A 19024-nucleotide genomic window follows, 5' to 3' on the forward strand; every position below is an offset into this window, starting at 1 on the left:
AATTAGCAATTATCAACACTAAATTTATTCATAATTCATAATGGATAATTAGCATATAGCCAGAAGTGAGTAGCCAGTTTAGCAATTGGACTAGGCTTGAGACCATAAAAGAGCGATCGCCATCCTCACTGCCTCCCCCACGACCGAAAATCTTGCCCCCTCATCCGCCGCTTCCTCCCAACGTCGCAACTGCTTGTGGAAAGTTTGATCCTCTTTGGCTCGCTTTATAATTGCCTGACCAATAAGTGTCTTCTGAATTTCTTCAGTTGAAATCCCTTGACTCTTCAAAAAGTCTATGAGCCGCTGCACGCTCTCTATAATCTGATCGGGAGCTTGCGATTTAATAATCCATTGCATCTGATTGATCACCTCTTGATAGTTCCGCAAACGGTGATCTTGAGGCGGCGGTGGTGGTGGTGGCGCAGGCATTGGAGTCTGCCTGAGTCGTGCATCTAGTGGTGTTGGAGGCGGATCAATACGCAAGGGAATTTGCAGCAATTCCAAAACAGCTTCCCGTTTAGATTGCAGCCTGTGCAACATCGACGGGTACATTTGCAAAATGCGTTTAGCCAAACTTTCTCTATTCACCACATGGCTGGCTGTCAGTCTCAGCAGATAACGATCGTCACTGGGTTCATAAGTTTTAATAGTCAGGTATAAGTCTGGTGAAGACTGTTCCACTTGAATCACAGTAAAAACTAAAGCTTCCCAGTTAGGAGCCTCCTGAAATAGCACCTCAATTGTGGTAGCGCCCTCTGCATTCTGTTTGTCGCCATCTTGCTGCTGTTTCCCCAGTTCACCCGGCTCAAAATCGCGATTTTCAGGATAGCGAGCTGTCGGCGTCTTGTTAGCGTAATTAAACTGCGTAAAAACATAACTACACTCAACCTTAGACAGATCTACATCCTCAAGATGCCAGTTGTTGATACAACAGCCAGTCATTTGTGCGCGGTCGAGATTTGTGCGAATTAAATGAGTCTCTAAGAGAAAAGCTTGGCTCAAATTAGCTTCGCTCAAAGTGGCTTCGCTTAGGTACGCGCCGCTGAGATCGGCACGTCGCAAGTCTGCTCCGCGTAAATTGGCCTCAGTTAAATCAGCGCGTAACAGATATACATCTTGGAGCAGCGATCGCAAAAAGTAGGTTTTTCGCAAACTTGCCTTAAGCAAATACGCACCAGTCAGATTCGCTCGGCTCAAATCTGCACCGTTGAGATTTGCTTCAGTCAAATCAGCGCCTACCAGAACTGCTCGGTGCAAATCTGCCTCGCTCAAATTCGCCGACCGCAGATAAGCGGAGGACAAGTCGGCTTCTGTCAAGTTAGCACCCACTAAAATTGCTTCTCGCAAATTCGCTGCTGCTAAGCGGCTCTCGCGGAGATTTGCCCTAGTAAGATTAGCGTTAATCAAGCTGGCGTTACAGAGATTAACCTCCATCAATTCCGCCTCGATTAACGAGGTACCGTTTAGTTTGGCGCGTTCGAGATCGACTTGATCCAACTTTGCTCCTGCAAGGTTCGCGCCACTGAGATCGGCATCTTGGAGAAGTGCCCAGTTGAGTTCGGCGTCTTGGAGATTAGCCAAACGCAAGTCTACTTTGTGCATTTGAGCGCGGCTCAAACTTGCCTGCTTGAGATCGACATTGTGAAGCGTGGAGCTGTGCAAATCAGCTTGGCTCAGGCAAGCGCCAGTCAGCCTGCTGTTGTTCAGAGTTGCCCAGCTTAAGTTAGCGCCAGTCAGGTTGGCTCCGGTTAAGTCAATATTTTGCAGATTGACCCCGCTGAGACTGGCTCCGCTGAGGTCAATATGGGCAAAATCGCGCTCTCCTTGTCGATAGCGGTCGAGAAAATTCTGTACTTGCACAGAAGAAGGGGCTAATTGGCTGGTGTAGGGCTAGCAGTATTCTAGCTTTTAGCCCCACTGCCTCTGAAAAGTTAAAAGTAAAAAGGCTTCATGCTAAAGAAAGAATTTTTGTTCTTTCTGTTGTTTTTTAGCTTTTGTTTTGCCTTATTTATGGTAGCCAGCGGGGGTGCAATCCAGGTAAAGGCAGCTCTATAGGTTGTTGCATCTGAGAGGTGGATTGTTCTGGCGTTGACGGAACGAGGGGGAGGAGCCAGAGGCGAGAAGTCGCGATCGCTTGCCCTTCATTGGTTCTTAAGCTCCCTAACTCTGTTTGGTCTGGCGAACTTACGATCTGATCGAACAGCAGGGCTAAATTATCCGGCGATAGGTTCATCTGAATGTCTCGCTGGTTGGGCAAAACCAATAACGGCTTAATCTGGGCTGTATTTATGTCAATCGCCGCTAAGTAAGGCTGTTCTTGGTATTCTTGTCCGGGCAGCAGTTGGGTGAGCAAGCAGTATAGCGTAGTTGCGCCGCGATCGAACTCGCAGGCGAGAATTGAGCCGTTTGTGTCTAAAAGTTTTTTCTCAACTCCAGGTTTGATGGCTTGGTTGGGGACGATATAGAGCGATCGCGTGTAATTTGTGTTGAACTTCACCATCGCAGTGACTGAGTTATCCTGGGCAAAGCTCAGAGCTACTTGATACTGCGCTAGAAAATCTACAGGGTTGGCTTTAGGCTGCATCGGTAAAATCGCTACACCTTGTCCCTGAGCGATCGCTACATTCTCATTGTCCGGCGCAATCAAAAAGTCACCCCCAGGCTGGTTCTCTAACGGTTGTAGAGACATTTTGCCATCCCGATCGCCTTGATTTTTTAGCAGCCACAAACGAAAATCTGCCGGATTGTTGCGATTGATGCGCCCGACAACAATTGTCTGACCATCGGCAGACAAGTCAAATTTCAGATTGCGATATTCTTTACTATCTAAAACTAGGTTGGTTCGACCTGGTGGCTGCTGGGAAGTGCGATCGCCAAAAAGGGAAAAGGGAATTAATTGATTTGTTGCTTCTTCGTCTTCCGGCTTGCGATGATGGATTCCTGTCGTTACCGCGTATAACTTTTGTTCTTGCAACCCTTTACTAATACTCTGGGGATCGCTAGCAGAAAACAAAATTTTGTCGCCATCTGGGTATGGTCTAAAATCTTCCACCACTAAATCTTTGGGCGTCAGAACTGTTTTTTGCTGTCGGGTGAGGTTGTAAACAATTAACCGTCCCTTTTCTTCTCCATCAGTGCCAATGTAAGCAAAAGCGCGATCGCGAGTCCGAAAAGACCCCACAAACGGCTTCATTACCTTTCCCTTTCCTGCTTCACCTTTATAGCTTTCCGCAGCACCCTGCAACTGAACTTTGTACGGGGTGTCATACACAGGGGGATCTATTAGGGTATAGGCCATCCGCCGCCCTGCCCAGGCAAATTTTCCGCGTAAAGATGGCTCAATTTTTAGATTCGCTTCGACACTAGCGCGATCCATTGGGCGGCTAAAGGTGAGGATAAATTTTTTATCCTCAGCTCCCACTTGTTTCTCTTGCCAGCTAAAATCTCTGACTGTCGGAGCTGCGTGCTGACCGCTAGATACCATTAGCACCAGCACCAGTGTTAGCACCATGATGAGCGTTAGGGCAGCGCGATCGAGCGGTTGGAGGAATGATTTGGACATTGGTCAATAACGGTTGGGCATGGGGTATTGGGGATGAGGAAAGATAAAAGGTAAAAGCGGTATTTTTGGCCTTTAGATGCTTCGCTAAGGCTCGAACGCTTCGCGCTTTTTACTTTCTTAGTTGCAATTCCCTATTTAATAAGCGTAAGGATCTGAGACGGGCGGAATTTTTTTGACCGAACTAGCCTCAATTATGAGTTGGCGTTTGTCTTGTTGAGTTTCGGCAATCATTTTACCTTCTACTTCTAACCATGTGTCGGTGGGATAGTCTTTACGACTTCCTGTAAGCTTCACTGGCAGCGCTACGGGATAGGCATCGGCGGCACAGCAGGTTATTACAAATCTAGTTATTAGCAGATATTGCTCTGGCAGTTCAGGCGGATATACAACAAACCCCTGGACTTTGGCTTTTTTGCCTATGTATGCATCCGGTTCGGGATAAACATTAAGCGTCCGCACCCAGTCAATAAGCGATCGCTCTTCAGATCGGCCTGAAGTGCGAAAAGATTGAGTTTTGGAGCGTGTTATGGTGAGAGACTCGTTGACGCCCCGTTGAACGGCTGTTTGGCTAGTGAAGATTTTGGGGGCAACTAACAAACCTAGTATTGCTGTTGCCAGCAACAGCCCGCTACTCCAACCAGGGGGAAACAGAGTGATGTGCCCAACGCTGGGAGTGGGAGCTTTTTCTCGTCGAGATGGGGTTCGCAGGCGGGAAATGACCAGGTTCCAAGCTTTTAAAGCGCTCAAGATTAATAAGCAAATGGCGGTGAGCAAGACTAACCAAAAATAATGTGGGTGAATCAGCAGCTTTAACTCACCAGTGAACCAGTATTTTAGTAGCAAGATGCCCCAAGCGGCGATCGCTAAGACATCCAACCATTCCACTACAAAGAAGACCCAAAATCGATTAGATCGAGAAGGTTGTGAGGCTCTAACAGTCATTAGAAATTATACAAAGAAGCTATAGGACAGGGTGAATAGAAGGGTCAGTTGAGCTGCCAGGAAAAATATATAAATCACCGCCCTTGTCTTGAAAATTGACAACATCAGACCCACACCTTTGAGGTCAATCATCGGCCCAAACACCAAAAATGCCAATATGGAGCCGGGGGTAAAGGCGGAAGCAAAGGAAAGGGCAAAAAATGCATCCACTGTTGAACAAATCGACACTAGGCCAGCCAAGATAATCATGGCAATAATTGAGGCGATGGGGTTAGTACCGATTGAGAGTATAAGTTCGCGGGGAGCAGCCACTTGGATAATGGCGGCGATCGCGCTTCCTATAATTAATACTCCCCCTAACTCCCGCAACTCTTGGACTGTATTTTCAAGTAACAGGTTCAGTTTATATGAGAGCGGTTTGCCCTGCGGTGTAGCTGCCATAGAGGCTTGTAGTATGGTGGTGTCCATCCGCAAAGGTTCACCTCCGGGCTGTCCTAGTAAGAATGTACCCGATTGCAAAAGGGTAGATTTTTGTTCTGATGCGGGATAGTTAGCTTTTGACGATGTAGACGATTTAGTTCCTTTAATTGCTCTGGCGATCGCTGGTTGCAGTAGGGGTCGCATATCAGGCTGGGTACTAAATACGCAGCCAATAATAGTCGCGATCGCTAGCGAAAACACTACCCGCAAGACAACTATTTCTGGCTGATCCCGAAATGCCGTCCAAGTTGCCCAGATCACGATGGGATTAATTGTCGGTGCTGCCAGTAAGAACCCAATTGCTACTGGTGTAGGCACGCCTTGAATCAGCAACCGACGCGCTACGGGCACGTTGCCACACTCGCAAACTGGGAACAAGAAGCCGATGCAACTGCCGACGAAAGCTCCTAGAAATGGGTTAGAGGGCATAAATGCAATCAGTTTGCGCTCATCTATAAACAACAGCAGGATGCCGGATAGCAAAACTCCCAGCAGCAAGAAAGGCATTGCCTCGACGATCAGGCTCAAAAATAGGGTGAAGGCGTTGTTCAGTTGATTCATGCTTTAACGGTCGCGCGATCGCTTTCTATGCTTGGTAATGCAGGCGACATTTTATGCAGGCAAATTTAGGATGCTATTTTAAAACTTATGCATCCCTGCCTAGTCTATTGGCGTATTACTCATTATGGCTGGGTGTACTTAAGTCTTTTGTGTAAAGTTTCAAGCAAATGCCTTTTTGCGCTAGCTAAGTGTTATATCAGTTAATACCATTAATGGGATCGTTAATATGGACATTTTAAAAAAGATGCGTAATTTCTAAGGGAACAACTTTTTTGTCATGCGGGGCAACATAAATGGAGCGTAGGCGAAGCCTTCGCAATAGCTAGAATTTTGCAGATTCTAGCTAAGTCTATCGCGAGCGCTAATGCTCGGTTAGAGTTAGGCAGAAATTACACAATAGCGTACAAATGCCTAAGTTTTGTCTAAGTCAATTTAATCTATCCCCATAAGCTTAGGGGTTTTTTCTTAGAGAAGGGAAGTATATATGTGTTTTATAACACACAAGATATGCACCTAAAATGCTAAACTGTCCAACTAACTGACTCCACGTTAAGTGCTGCATTTTCATGCAGTGGGGTACTTTGTGCCGAACAGATTTTTCTCACCCCAGGTGTGGTTCCAAGTGAGCGATCGCTACCTCTGTTTAGAGTCCACGCTCCAAGAACTTTCGCTTCACGATTTCCAGGTTGAATCGCATATTACTCTGGGTAGAGAGGTTAACCAAACCTTAGAAGCCAATCCCCTCCTCCCAGGCGTGATTTTGGCAGGGCAAGGCCAGTTTGTGGGGATGATTTCACGACGGCGATTTTTAGAATACATGAGTCGCCCCTACGGACTAGAACTGTTTTCCAAGCGACCAATTGAGTGTTTGTATCGTTCGGCGCAAACTGAAACATTAGTTTTTGCGGGCAATACTCTAATTGTGACAGCGGTGCGGCACTGTTTGCAGCGCTGTGCAGAGTTACTCTACGAACCGATTGTGGTAGAGGTAGCGTCTGGGGTTTATCGATTATTAGACGTGCATGAATTATTGCTTGCCCAGTCGCAAATTCACGAACTGGCAACCGAACTGGTTACTCAACTCTATCGAGATCTCGAAGATGCAAACGCGCAGTTACGCCGTCTCGCTAATTTAGACGGGCTGACTCAAACGGCAAATCGGCGCAGGTTTGACGAGTATCTCGATCAACAGTGGCGGTGTATGGGGAGGGATGAGCAACCGCTTTCTCTAATTATGTGTGATGTTGATTTCTTCAAAAAATACAACGACACTTACGGACATCAATCAGGTGATGATTGTTTGCGGCGGGTTGCTGCTGCTATTAGGGAAGTAGCTAACAGACCGATGGATTTAGTTGCTCGTTACGGAGGGGAAGAATTTGCAGTTGTTCTGCCAAATACGTCGCTTTTGAATGCAATTAACTTAGCAGATAAAATTAGGTTAGCAGTAACAGCGCTGAAAATTGCCCATATTAAGTCAGCAGTAAGCCCCTATGTCACTCTTAGTTTGGGGGTCTCCAGCACATTACCCAATCCAGATGCCCAGCCTGCGACTTTGATTGCGACGGCAGATGAGGCTCTGTATCAGGCGAAAAAGGCAGGGCGCAATAGGTGTATAGCAATTGAGGAGAGCAATCGCTTCTTCCTCAGTTCATCCGTGAGCCAGATGCAGCTCCCCGACTAAAACAATATATTTATACTGTTTGCTCTAGCACTTTTCTTCCGGGTTCAATATAGCTGACCTCCCTTGATGTGCTAGTTTATCTCTTCTGGGAAATTAGATGTGTAAAAATTTTTATATGTCTGTCTATGCCACACTATTTTTCAATGCCTATGTAAAAGGTAGCATACCTACTATTTATCTATTTAACGATAAAATTTTATCTTTCTATACCTAACGAGCATTTGGTATTTTTTAATACTTATTGGCTAGAAACTTAGTACTAAGTATATTAATTTTTATTTAAATTAATATTAGTAAACATTTTTAAGCCAAAATATTAATAGGTAATATTTTATTTCAAAAAGATATACTATGTTTTTCTAAAAGTCAGGTAAGCTGGCCTTAGAACCTATAGCGATCGCGCAACCGTCGTGATGTGGCAGAAGGACCCGTGTCTAATATTTATCCTCAAGATCTCTCTCTAGAGTCAACCCTCCAACAACTTTCACTTTATAATTTTCACATCCAAAATTCGCGTATTTGCCAGGAAGTAGCGCAGAATTTTGAAGCGAATCCCCTTCTACCTGGAGTCATTTTGATAGAAGACGGGCAATTTGCAGGAATGATTTCGCGGTGGCGTTTTTTTGAACAACTCAGCCGCCCTTTCGGAATAGACATTTTTCTAAAAAGACCTATAAAGTCTTTGCAGCGCTTAGCTGGTAGTGAAACTTTGATACTCCCCGGCGATACATTAATTGTGGCGGCTGCAAAGCAGTCTTTGCAACGGCCACCTAAATTACTTTACGAACCTATCGTGGTGGAGCTAGAACCTGGCGTTTATCAATTAGCAGATATACACCAATTACTGGTAGCCCAGTCGCAAATTCACGAACTAACAACTCATCTGCTAGACGAGCAAACTAGAGCCAAGATGATGCAATCAGAAAAAATGGCTAGTTTGGGACGAATGCTGGCTGGAGTTGCCCATGAAATTAGAAATCCAGTTAACTCGATTTGTGGCAATTTAGATTTCTTGACAACCTACTGGAAAAACCTGATTAACCTTGTATTAGCTTACGAAGAAGAAGTCGTACACCCATCCCCGCGACTTGTAGGACTTAAAGAAGAAATTGAACTTGACTTCTTAATAGAAGATTTGGAAAAAATAATGAAAAGTATGAAAATGGGAGGGGATAGATTAACAAAACTCGTTGCGGGTCTGCGAAATTTCTCCCATATGGATGAGTTAAATCGTCAGCCAATTGATATACATGAGTGTATTGATAGCACGTTGGTGATTTTGAGCAATCCTCTCAAACAGGGGATTAAAGTAATAAAAGATTATGGCGATTTACCACCAATTAATTGCTATTCAGGCCAAATGAGTCAGGTATTTATCAATATAATCAGCAATGCCATTGATGCTCTAGAAGAAACAAAAGGAAAGAATAAAAACGGGAGTATTGTAGCTTTTAAAGAAGAAGACATAAGAAGCGATCTATTACCTACGATCTGGATTAGCACGTATATTCTAGACTCTCATGATGCTGTAATTAGGATTGCTGATAATGGGCCTGGGATACCACCAGAAATTCAGGCGCGGATTTTTGATACTTTTTTTACTACTAAGCCAGTGGGAAAGGGGACGGGGCTGGGGTTGGCTATTTGCCATGAAATTGTGACGCAAAAGCATGGCGGGCAGTTGTTGATGCGATCGCGTGGCCTCTGTTCAGGGCAATCTTGCAGCCTCTACCCAGGAGACTCGCGCAGCGTCTCTAGAGGAGAATTGCGTAGTGCATCGGAGACCCAATTATCTAGAGACTCGGAAGCAGTTTTTCAGGGGGATGTGGGTACTGAGTTTGAGATTCGGTTGCCGCTGGTTTAATCTGTAAACTGCATATTTAAACCTTCAAAAGGGGTTGATAAAGGTGAGGCGATATGTATTTAGCGCCTTAATTATTTTTATATAGCTACTTCTTTAAATCTCTACATTGTCATCTAAATAAAATTCACGCTTGCCTGCGCGGTCTTTATTCAAGTCCAATATAGACCGCGATCGCCCAACAAACACTAGCGATTTAGTCCTCAGAATATGTTTCGTCACCAATGGATAATAGGAGTAAACACATACTATTTGACCAACACTTATAATTGTTAGCACGCTCAAAACTTATATCTTTTTTACAGGTAAAGTTAAGTTTTAGTTAAATAAAGATTTAATCCGAGTTAACAAGTAAATATACCTAAGTTTCTAGTTATTTTATTGTAGTCTTAAGAAAATAATCTAGTGCTAGACTAAATCTTGCATCTTTCTATACAAACTCCAGGAACTGATTGAGGTTTGCTATGTTTGCCCTGCAAGAGCCATGTCAGGAGTTATTTGCTTTGCAAAGCTGTGAGACGCCCAAGCTCAGTTTAGAGTCAACTCTCCAAGAACTGCCACTATACGATTTTCATATAGAATCCTCAAGTCTGGGGAAAACACTCGCTCAAACATTTGAAGCCAATTCCCTCCTCCCCGGAGCCATCATCACAGACCAACAGCAATTTGCTGGTATGATTTCGCGGCGAAGATTTTTAGAACAAATGAGCCGCCCCTATGGTCTGGAGCTATTTTCCAAACGGCCAATTAAGTCTTTATATTGCTTTGCCAGCAGCGAAATTTTGATACTTCCTGGCAATACATTAATTGTGGCAGCAGCAAAACAATCTTTGCAACGCTCGGCAGAGTTACTCTATGAACCTATTGTAGTAGAGCTAGAACCTGGGGTTTATAGATTAGTAGACGTACACCAATTACTCGTAGCGCAATCAAAAATTCACGAATTGACTACCGAGATGCTGGATGAGCAAACCCAAGCTCAGATGATGCAAACTGAAAAAATGGCTAGCTTGGGACGCATGGTTGCTGGCGTTGCCCATGAGATAAGCAATCCAGTTAACTGCATTAATGGAAATATCAGCTTTCTATCAAACTACTGTAAAGATTTAATCGAATTGATGTCAGCTTATGAACAATTTTCAAGCGTTGCATCGGAAGTTGCTGAAGTAAAAGAAAGAATAGAAATTGATTTTCTTCTAGAAGACCTGCCCAAAGTGCTGGAAAGTGTCAAAGTTGGTACAGAACAATTAATTAAAATTGTTTGGGGGATGCGAAATTTCTCTCACATGGATGAGGCAAATCGTCACGAAGTTAACATACATGAATGTATTGATAGCACGCTACTAATTCTGAATAACCGCCTCAAACATGGGGTCGAAGTTATTAAAAACTATGGAGAGTTGCCGCCAGTGAGCGGCTATTCAGGTCAGTTGAGTCAGGTGTTTGTAAATATTATCAGTAATGCTATTGATGCACTGCTGGAGAAAGCAGAGTTGCCAGCAACGGGGAAGATAGCTTTCCAACCCCAGATTGAGATTACTACAGAAGTTAAGACAGCTTCAAATCAGTGCTGGGCGATGGTAAAAATTGCTGATAATGGGCCTGGTATACCGCCCGAAATTAAGGCGCGGATTTTTGAAACCTTCTTTACTACTAAGCCAGTGGGTAAGGGGACGGGGTTGGGCTTGGCTATTAGCCATCAAATTGTGACTAAAAAGCATGGGGGACAATTGCTAGTGCGATCGCGTAGCGTCTCTAAGGGAGAATCGCCGTCTGAATGGGGAACTGAGTTTGAGATCCTACTGCCGCTGGTTAATACCAAGTAATTTGGTAGAGCATGGGAATTTAAGGTGAAATTAATATATGCAGGGTTGTCGCTGCACCCGCCTAGCATCCAATAAACCAGAGGTGTATGCACGCGAGATAGGAGACGAGCAAAAGAATAAGATGATAGTCTAGGGAGTATGAGCATTTTTAGGCATTGAGTGCCAGTGCAAAACAGATTTGTATCACCTCCGAAGTTATTTCAGGGGATCGATCGCGACCTCTCTATAGATTCAACCCTGCGAGAACTGCCGCTCTACGATTTTCAGGTGGAAATTAGCTGCCAAGGCGTAGACGTAGCTCGTGTTTTTGAGAAGTATCCCTTGCTGCCAGGAGCAATCTTGGTGGATAAGGGTGAGTTTTCGGGTATGATTTCGCGGCGTTGGCTTTTGGAGTACCTGATCCGTCCCCACAGACTAGAGCTGTTTTTGCACAAACCGCTTCAGGTTCTTTACAGGTACGTTCGTTCTGAAGTTTTGATACTTCCCGACAGCACGACAATTTTGGCTGCTTCCCACCAAGCACTGCGGCGCTCGGTCGAACTCCGAGGCGAACCAGTCGTGGTACAAGTGGAACCAGACAAGCATTTTTTATTGGACTTTCAAGAATTAAATATTGCCTCTTGGCAAATCCGAGGCATAGAAACTCAGGTAAGGTACGAGCGCACGCAAGCTCAAATGATTCAAAGCGAGAAAATGGCTAGCTTGGGTCGGCTAGTGGATGGCGTAGCACACGAAATTTTAGACCCGGTTAGTTTTATTTGGGGCAACTTAACATACATCTCAACTTATAACGAACAGATCCTCGAATTGGTTTCTGCTTATGAGGAATATCTCCCCCAAATACCAGTAGAAATAGCTCAGTTAAAAGAAGATATTGAATTAGATTTTTTACGACAAGATCTGCCGCGAGCAATTGGCAGTATCCGGGCGGGAGCAGAACGTTTAAAAAAGCTGGTTACGAGCTTGCAAAACTTTTGCCATATTGATGACGTTTATCCTAAGCCCGCAGATTTACACGCCATACTTGATAGTATTCTTTTACTTTTGAAAAGCCGTTTAACCAGCGATATTGAAGTTGTAAAAGAATATGGAATTTTGCCACCAGTGCAATGCTACGCTGGTCAAATTAATCAGGTTTTTATGAATATCATCACCAATGCTATAGATGCATTAATCGATCGGGCAGTTGCTCAGAATTTTTCTAAAGATTTCAGGTATTCCGGACAACCAGAACCAGCTGATAAACCTCGGATTGAAATTTCAACGCAGGTATCTTCGCGCAAGGCAAGTACGTCAGAAACTTCTGACGTTCGCTGGGTTTCTATTCGCATTGCAGATAATGGGCCTGGGATGTCTTTAGAAATGCAGCAGAAAATTCTTGAGTCTTTTTCTATTGAGAAACGTGCTGCTAAGGAAACAAGTTTGGGGGTTAGTTATCAGATTGTGACCGCCAAGCACGGGGGGCATTTTATGTTTCAATCACAGCTTGGAGCGGGGACAGAATTCCAGATTTGGTTGCCTTTGGTTTAACTGTATTTCCTGGATCAAATCTAAGGCAAAAAAATTAACACTAAACGAACATAGGCGAGGGCGTATCGAAAGAAAAAGTTATAGAACTTAGCTGCATCAGACTTTATTGCCGCGATCGCTTGCTCGGTTTAACCCTGTTAATTAGACAAGGCGTTAGTTTTAGCGCGATTTGGGTCGTCAGGGTGCTAATGGAGTAACCGTTAAAGCTCTACTGTGTATTTAATCGGAATATGCATCAGATGGGAAAATTTATTTCCACAGGATATAAGTGTTTCTTCGGACGTAATATCACTTGCCAGCATTTACAATTGGCGCAGTACCATAACCTCCTAAAGGTAGATGTATGGCTAAAAATATTACAAAAAGTTATGTCTGGGCGCTCAAAGTTGCGGTTGTCAGCTTTTCATTTCCCCTCCTATTGACTGGCAATAGCTGGGCGCAAAAACAAGGAAATGGCGAACAGGTAATAAAAATTGCCCAAACAAATTCTCCAACAGCGACAGCTTCACCTAGTCCGGCAGCTTCACCAACAGCGGCAGCTTCCCCTAGTCCCGCATTGTCGCAAGAGGCTGAAATCGCCTCCTATATCCAGAAGTTTAGAACTGACGATTTTCGGGTTTACCAAGATGCCTTAAGAGACTTGGAGAGAATTGGCACGCCAGCGGTTCCCGCACTGATCGAAGCATTGCAGGACAAGGATGTGCGGGTGCGCGTGTATGCTGCCGATGTGCTGGGAGCGCTGGGTTCCAAGGCGCAAGAGGCAGTCCCGCCTCTCGCGAAAGCACTCAAAGACCCCGATCAGTACGTGAGAGCAAGTGCTGCGGAAGCTCTGCATGAAATTGGTTCCCAGGCTAAAGACGCAGTAACCGAGCTGATCGGAGCGCTCAAGGACGAAGATAGGTACGTGCGCTACAGTGCCGCAGATGCACTGGGACGAATTGGGTCAGAGGCGAAAACGGCAGTTCCAGCTTTGATAGAAACGCTCAAGGATAAAGATCCTTACGTGCGCTACAGTGCCGCAGATACCCTAGTGGCAATAGGTGAGGATGCAAAAGACGCAGTAAAGCCGCTAATTGAAACCCTCAAGGATGAAGATGAATACGTTAGAGCAGGTTCGGCAGCTGCATTGGGAGCGATAGGTGAGGATGCAAAAGACGCAGTGCCGAAGCTCATGGACACGCTAGCAAAAGACAAAAGTGGGTTCGTGCGATCGCGTGCTGCTAATGCTCTAGGAGATATCAATTGGCAAAAGAAATCTACCGTCCCGGCACTAATCGAAGCACTACAAGACAAAGATCAAAGAGTACGCTCTGCTGCTGCAATTGCCATAGGTGAAATCGGTGCAGACTCGCCAGCTGCTATCCCTGCGTTGATCCAAGCGCTGCAAGAAGACGATGACAAAGTGCGCTCAAGTGCTGCTGAAGGTGTGGGAGAGATTGCCGGAAAACTTCAAGACAAAGCAACCAAGCTATCTATCCCAGCCTTAAACAGCATTATTACGGACTTAGAAATAGCCGTAAAAGTTCTGGAAGACCCTAAAGCTAACTTCAAAGACTCACAAATAGCACAGTTAAAACGGCCTCTTGTAGGAATAAAAGCCGAAAAAGAAGCCCGCTTATCAGATAGATTCTCCCAGTGGCTGGCGAAGAATCCATTCTGGACGGGAGCGTTGCTTTACTTTACCTTACTCCCATCTACCTGGTGGCTGCTTCTGCGGTTGCGTCCCCTGTGGCTGTTGGCGCTCAACGAAGCACTGGAACCCTTCTCAAACATTCAGCTAACAGGTTTTATGAGAGGGACGAAGTTATCGCTCCGCGCCATTTTGTTGATTAGTTTCTTTACTCACAACTCCAGAGTGCTGGATGCGTGGGTGGCTAAATATATCAAAGCAGCTAGAGAAGAATTTGGGCAAAAAGATGCAGTAAGCGATCGCTCAATTCACATCCCAGTTCCAATTACCATAGACGGCAAACCCGACACACAACTTACTGCCTCGGATTTGCAGACAAAGTTCAACCAACAGCAATGCAATTTGGTTATCTGGGGAGAAGGTGGATCGGGTAAGACGAGCATAGCTTGTCAAATGGCTAAATGGGCGATGGCGGAAAATCAGGCAGATCGACTTTGCGATCATCTAATGCTACCCATCCTCATAGAAGAAGATTTAGACATTAAAGTAGACAAGAAAGCTGACAAAAAAGCTGAAAAGACCAAAACTCCACCTTTCATAGATGCAATTCGAGGGCATCTCCAAGACTTAATCAACGAAGTAAAACCGATTTCCGAGGAACTGCTCGAACGACTGCTCCAAGAGCAGCGCATTCTAGTGATTGTCGATCGATTCTCGGAACTAAACGATGCTACGAGAGGAGAAATCAGACCTGAGTCTCCTGAATTTCCGGTTAACTCCCTAGTAATTACCTCGCGGTTTGAGGAAAAGCTGGGTCGAGTGAACAAAACCATCCTCAAACCCCAACGGATTGAAGGCACAAACCTCGCCTCATTCGTGGAAGCTTATATTAAGGAACAAGGCAAGCGCGATAAGTTTACGGATTTGGAATTTTTCGACGGGTGCGGACAACTTTCGCTGAGGATTGGTAGCCGAAGCGTGACGCTGCTGTTGGTGAAAATGTACGCCGAGCAGATGATCCAGGCTAAGGAAAAGGATGTAGTAGGCGAATTGGCAAGTGGTATTCCTGATTTAATGTTGACTTACTTAAACGAACTCAACGGGGATATATCAGATGGTAAGTTGGACAACCGCACCATTCACAAAGATGCCAAAGCTTTGGCGTGGGAATGCTTGAAGACAGACTATCGCGCTGGAGTGGTAAAGCGTAAAGATGCGATCGCGACATTAGGCGATAAATCTGAAGATCGTCTCAAATATCTCGAAAACCGTCTGCGCTTGATCCAAACTGTTGGCCCTGCTCAAGACCAAATCCGCTTCACCCTCGACCCTCTGGCTGAATATCTCGCTGGTTTGCAGCTATTAGAACTTAATGGCGACAAGGAGGAAGCGTGGCGCGAGTTCCTCGACAAAACAATGGCCAAAACTGATGCACAAGGGGGAACTCAAGGTTTGTTGCTAGCGGTACGAGATTGCTGTGTGGCTTACGGTCGCGACGCAAAAGTGCCTAACTTTGTTGTGGAAGAACTGGGTGTAATGACTGGTCTTACTCCAGCGCCTGAACCAGCTCAAGTAATAGAGGTGGCTGAGGAGTTGGCGGTTGCAACTGTGGTAGAAGAACCAGCCTTAGCTGAGATAACGTCAGCAGAACAAACCCAACCTGCTGCAATTAACGAAAACCCAGAAAGCGTTAATACTACTAACGACGCGATCGCTACAACTGAGGTAGAAAAAGACCCCTCTTCTAGCCTGCTTCAACCTGCTGCGGTTTATGAAAAGCCTGAAACCGTCAACACAGCTAACAACGCGATCGCTAAGGTTGAGGTAGAAACAGGTTCTGACTCAAGTGCGATTGTCGCTGAGTCAGTGCAACCTCAACCATCTTCAACGATCGACCCGCCGCCGCCAATCGTCACCATTATCGGCGATTTGGTTGCTAAAACCGCGTCAGACAAAGCTTCTGACTCACCAAGCGTCGCCCCAGCCTGAGCCTAGCGAACGCAACCAACCGACGGTGAGCGAGTAGAGCAAACGATAAGTAGGGCAGTGCGATCGCACTGCCCTACTCTATAGCGTGAAGTAGAACGTTGTTCCTTTTTCATGTAAATAGGGGAATGGGGGATCGGGGATTGGGTTGCCAGTCTCATATCCCCATTCCCCGTAGGCTAGCTGAATTAATAATAACTTTGCTGTACCATCGCTACAAAATCAGACTCTCAAATATTAAACTTTAATAATTTACTACTACTAAGGATCTATATAGAAAGGTAGATTAAATAGTAAAAATACATAGCTAACTTTATAGGAAAATGTAGCTCTATCAATAGGTAATAACCTTTGGTTGAGAGTTTTACTTATTTACAAAAATATTATCAAAAAGAGGTTGTAATGGGTATTCAAAAAAGGAAGATTTGGGCAGGTACGATAATATCGCTGTTGCTTTCGGCAGTAGCAGTACATCCGGCGATCGCTGAAGCACCTTCTGAGCCAGAAGCTACCCAACTGCAAAGCGGGACAAATACGCTTAAACCTGTCACGGGAACTATCACAAGTATTGTAGACGAGTTGGTAACGCTGGAAACTCGCAGCGGTACAACACAACAAATCTCAATTAAGCGCGAGGATTTGTCCCGGCTGGATTTACAGCGCGGAATGTATATTGCGGCGCTCTTAGATAGCAGGAATACTGCTAGAAACGTCAGCGTTATAAAAGACAACATTGCTTCGAGAGCTATCACTTCGACAGATTCTACGAGAGGCGGCGATACAATAACTGGGGAAGAACAGGTTCTTCCGCAAAGGAGAGCGGACACGCTACCTACTCTCGATGCGACAAAAAAACTCAGCAGAGAGTGACTGCTGAGTTAGTTATCTTTTTGTGTAGTATTACTAGAAATCGCTATTTTCGGAAACAAGCACAGTTAGATCAACCACTTTGATTAATTTCCAACAATCCAGGCGGCGGGGTAATTTCAATGCGACCATTTTCGATATCTACAATGGGCGCGATCGCTGTTACAAATGGAATCAAAACGGTTTCTGGTTGTTTGGCTGCTTTTGGCTTGTTACGTTTTTTACCCGTCTTTGCCTTGGCTTCAGGATTCTCGCTCTCTATAGCAACTGGTGCTGGTGACTGGTGTAGCTTGACTTCTAGCAAATCGTGTCCTGCTGAGAACACATCCACCACCACACCAACGTTTTCCCCCGATTCTTGGTTGAAGACTTGCAAGCCAATTAAGTCCAAAACGTGATATTCGCCTTCTTCCAGAGCTGGGCGATCGCTTTCTGGAACCATCAACTTTGCCCCAACCAGAGCCTCCGCCTGAGTCCGATCCTCTACTCCGGCAAGTTTTACGATGTATAGATTTTTACCATCGACATAGCGCCCGCTCACTAATTCCACTGGTTGCGGTTCTGTTTCTCCCGGTCGCAACAGCCAACGCTGTCCGGGGTTCTCGAAGCGTTCGGGAAAGTCAGACTGGGAATAAACCCGCAACTCACCCTTCAAGCCTTGAGCTGAAACAATCTTACCGATTTCTAGCAATTCGTCTAAGGTCATTATTTTAGTAAGAAGCGATCGCATTAAGGACTAACAACTTTTAGCTTATACACCTGTTCCACCACAGCCGCCAAACGCTTCATCCCAGTTTCGATATCGCTGTCGCTAGCAGTAAGGCTGATGCGGATACACTGTTGTTTGTGCGGCCATTCTTCTCGCAAGCCGGGGAAGAAGGAACTACCGGGTACAACAATTACACCCACTTGCTTGAGATGCTGATACAGTTCCCAGTCGGTAATCGGTAAATCTTGCAACCACAGCCAAGCAAATATTGCTCCTTCGCCGCGATGCAAGAACCAGGGTAAATCTTGGGGCATTGCTTCATCAAGGGTGCTTTCTACTACATCAAACTTTTTCTGGTAGTAGGGGCGAATTACCTGTTCGGAGATATTGGCAAGCGATCCAGATTCAATCGCACGGGCGGCGATCGCTTGTCCATACCTAGACGAATGGATACACATATTCGTCTGGAAACACTCCAATACCTGAATTAATTTTTCATTCCCAATCGCAATACCGATGCGTTCTCCAGGTAATCCCGCCTTCGATAAGCTCATGCAGTGCAAAATATTATCCCCAAAAATCGGCGTCATGGGGGTAAAATTTAACGCCGGGAATGGGAGAGCATACGCAGAATCAATTAATACCGGAACGTCATAAGGCGCGGCTAGGGCAGCAATCTTGCGTACCTCGTCATCAGTTAGCACGTTGCCCGTAGGATTGCAGGGGCGAGAGAATAAAACGCAACCAGTATTTTCATTAATCTTCAACTGGCTGAAGTCAGGGCGATATTTGAAGCGATGGGCGGGTGCATCGATATCGAGGGCAGGTTTGTAGGCAAATAACGCCTCTGCTACCAAGGTCATACCACCATAACCCGTGTAATCTGGACTCAGCGGCAGGACAATTTGCTTCAACGTGCCGCTGTTGGTGTAACCCCCAAAGGCATTGGTGGCGTAGAAGTAGAGGCTTTGGCTGCCGGGGGTAATAAGGATGTTGCGATGAGTTAGGTTTAGCCCATAGCGACGATTGAAGTCTTTAACTACGGCATCAATAAGCGGCTGATATCCTTGACTTGAGCCGTAGCGACACACTACCTCGCCGAAGTCGGGGCTAGCGAGCAATTCTGTCGTATAGTCGCGCCACAGTTGCTCAACTTCCGGCAAAATCACGGGATTTCCAGCGCTTAAGTTAATAAACTCCCGCCCTTTACCTGCTTGCAGGGTTTCAATAATATCTTTCATAATTGCCCGCACCCCAGTTAGGTGGGACATTTGATCGCCGATTTGAGTCAGGCCAGGGTTCATAGTCTGGGGAATGGGGAATAAGTAATGGGGGATGGAGGATGGGGAATAATTCTACTATTAGATACCCGTCTGGGATGAAAAT

General features: G+C 45.4%; 12 protein-coding genes. 6 read left to right on the plus strand and 6 right to left on the minus strand.

Annotated elements, in window-relative coordinates; all coding sequences use genetic code 11:
- Positions 1–90: 90 nt before the first annotated feature.
- From H6F77_RS28790 to H6F77_RS27095, 4 genes are all read right to left on the minus strand, one after another.
- On the minus strand, positions 91–1860 hold the full coding sequence (locus H6F77_RS28790; protein ID WP_190492013.1) for a pentapeptide repeat-containing protein: 1770 nt from the start codon (positions 1858–1860) through the stop codon (positions 91–93).
- Positions 1861–2008: 148 nt separating this feature from the next.
- Positions 2009–3562, minus strand: a complete 1554-nt coding sequence (locus tag H6F77_RS27085; protein WP_190492014.1) for a hypothetical protein — start codon at positions 3560–3562, stop codon at positions 2009–2011.
- A 135-nt stretch (positions 3563–3697) separates the two neighbouring features.
- Entirely contained in the window at positions 3698–4504 is an 807-nt protein-coding gene (locus H6F77_RS27090) for a TIGR03943 family putative permease subunit (protein WP_190492015.1), read from the minus strand.
- Positions 4505–4510: 6 nt separating this feature from the next.
- Positions 4511–5545: a permease gene (locus tag H6F77_RS27095; protein WP_190492016.1), complete on the minus strand. Its 1035-nt coding sequence runs from the start codon at positions 5543–5545 to the stop codon at positions 4511–4513.
- Positions 5546–6128: 583 nt separating this feature from the next.
- Here H6F77_RS27095 and H6F77_RS27100 point away from each other — a divergent pair.
- From H6F77_RS27100 to H6F77_RS27125, 6 genes are all read left to right on the plus strand, one after another.
- Complete coding sequence (locus H6F77_RS27100; protein WP_190492017.1) at positions 6129–7229, plus strand: GGDEF domain-containing protein; 1101 nt, start codon at positions 6129–6131, stop codon at positions 7227–7229.
- Positions 7230–7644: 415 nt separating this feature from the next.
- Positions 7645–9093 carry a sensor histidine kinase gene (locus H6F77_RS28795; protein WP_190492018.1) on the plus strand — a complete coding sequence of 483 codons (1449 nt, stop codon included), beginning with the start codon at positions 7645–7647 and terminating at the stop codon, positions 9091–9093.
- A 461-nt stretch (positions 9094–9554) separates the two neighbouring features.
- Entirely contained in the window at positions 9555–10916 is a 1362-nt protein-coding gene (locus tag H6F77_RS27110) for an ATP-binding protein (RefSeq protein ID WP_190492019.1), read from the plus strand.
- A gap of 165 nt (positions 10917–11081) precedes the next feature.
- Positions 11082–12446, plus strand: a complete 1365-nt coding sequence (locus H6F77_RS27115; protein ID WP_309228927.1) for a sensor histidine kinase — start codon at positions 11082–11084, stop codon at positions 12444–12446.
- A 343-nt stretch (positions 12447–12789) separates the two neighbouring features.
- Positions 12790–16065, plus strand: coding sequence for a HEAT repeat domain-containing protein (locus H6F77_RS27120; protein WP_190492021.1), 3276 nt, complete (start codon positions 12790–12792; stop codon positions 16063–16065).
- 399 nt (positions 16066–16464) lie between these two features.
- Entirely contained in the window at positions 16465–16932 is a 468-nt protein-coding gene (locus tag H6F77_RS27125) for a hypothetical protein (protein ID WP_190492022.1), read from the plus strand.
- A gap of 70 nt (positions 16933–17002) precedes the next feature.
- Here H6F77_RS27125 and rimM read toward each other — a convergent pair whose 3' ends face one another.
- Together rimM and H6F77_RS27135 are read right to left on the minus strand one after the other, a co-directional pair.
- Positions 17003–17635 carry a ribosome maturation factor RimM gene (gene rimM, locus H6F77_RS27130; protein WP_190492023.1) on the minus strand — a complete coding sequence of 211 codons (633 nt, stop codon included), beginning with the start codon at positions 17633–17635 and terminating at the stop codon, positions 17003–17005.
- 23 nt (positions 17636–17658) lie between these two features.
- Positions 17659–18942 carry a valine--pyruvate transaminase gene (locus H6F77_RS27135; protein ID WP_190492024.1) on the minus strand — a complete coding sequence of 428 codons (1284 nt, stop codon included), beginning with the start codon at positions 18940–18942 and terminating at the stop codon, positions 17659–17661.
- Positions 18943–19024 lie beyond the last annotated feature (82 nt).

The organism is Microcoleus sp. FACHB-831, from assembly GCF_014695585.1.
Lineage (GTDB): Bacteria > Cyanobacteriota > Cyanobacteriia > Cyanobacteriales > FACHB-T130 > FACHB-831.

Coding starts and splice junctions, on each gene's coding strand:
- H6F77_RS27085 (WP_190492014.1), bottom strand. CDS start 3,562: ATGTCCAAATCATTCCTCCAACCGCTCGATCGCGCTGCCCTAACGCTC.
- H6F77_RS27090 (WP_190492015.1), bottom strand. CDS start 4,504: ATGACTGTTAGAGCCTCACAACCTTCTCGATCTAATCGATTTTGGGTC.
- H6F77_RS27095 (WP_190492016.1), bottom strand. CDS start 5,545: ATGAATCAACTGAACAACGCCTTCACCCTATTTTTGAGCCTGATCGTC.
- H6F77_RS27110 (WP_190492019.1), top strand. CDS start 9,555: ATGTTTGCCCTGCAAGAGCCATGTCAGGAGTTATTTGCTTTGCAAAGC.
- H6F77_RS27120 (WP_190492021.1), top strand. CDS start 12,790: ATGGCTAAAAATATTACAAAAAGTTATGTCTGGGCGCTCAAAGTTGCG.
- H6F77_RS27125 (WP_190492022.1), top strand. CDS start 16,465: ATGGGTATTCAAAAAAGGAAGATTTGGGCAGGTACGATAATATCGCTG.
- rimM (WP_190492023.1), bottom strand. CDS start 17,635: ATGACCTTAGACGAATTGCTAGAAATCGGTAAGATTGTTTCAGCTCAA.
- H6F77_RS27135 (WP_190492024.1), bottom strand. CDS start 18,942: ATGAACCCTGGCCTGACTCAAATCGGCGATCAAATGTCCCACCTAACT.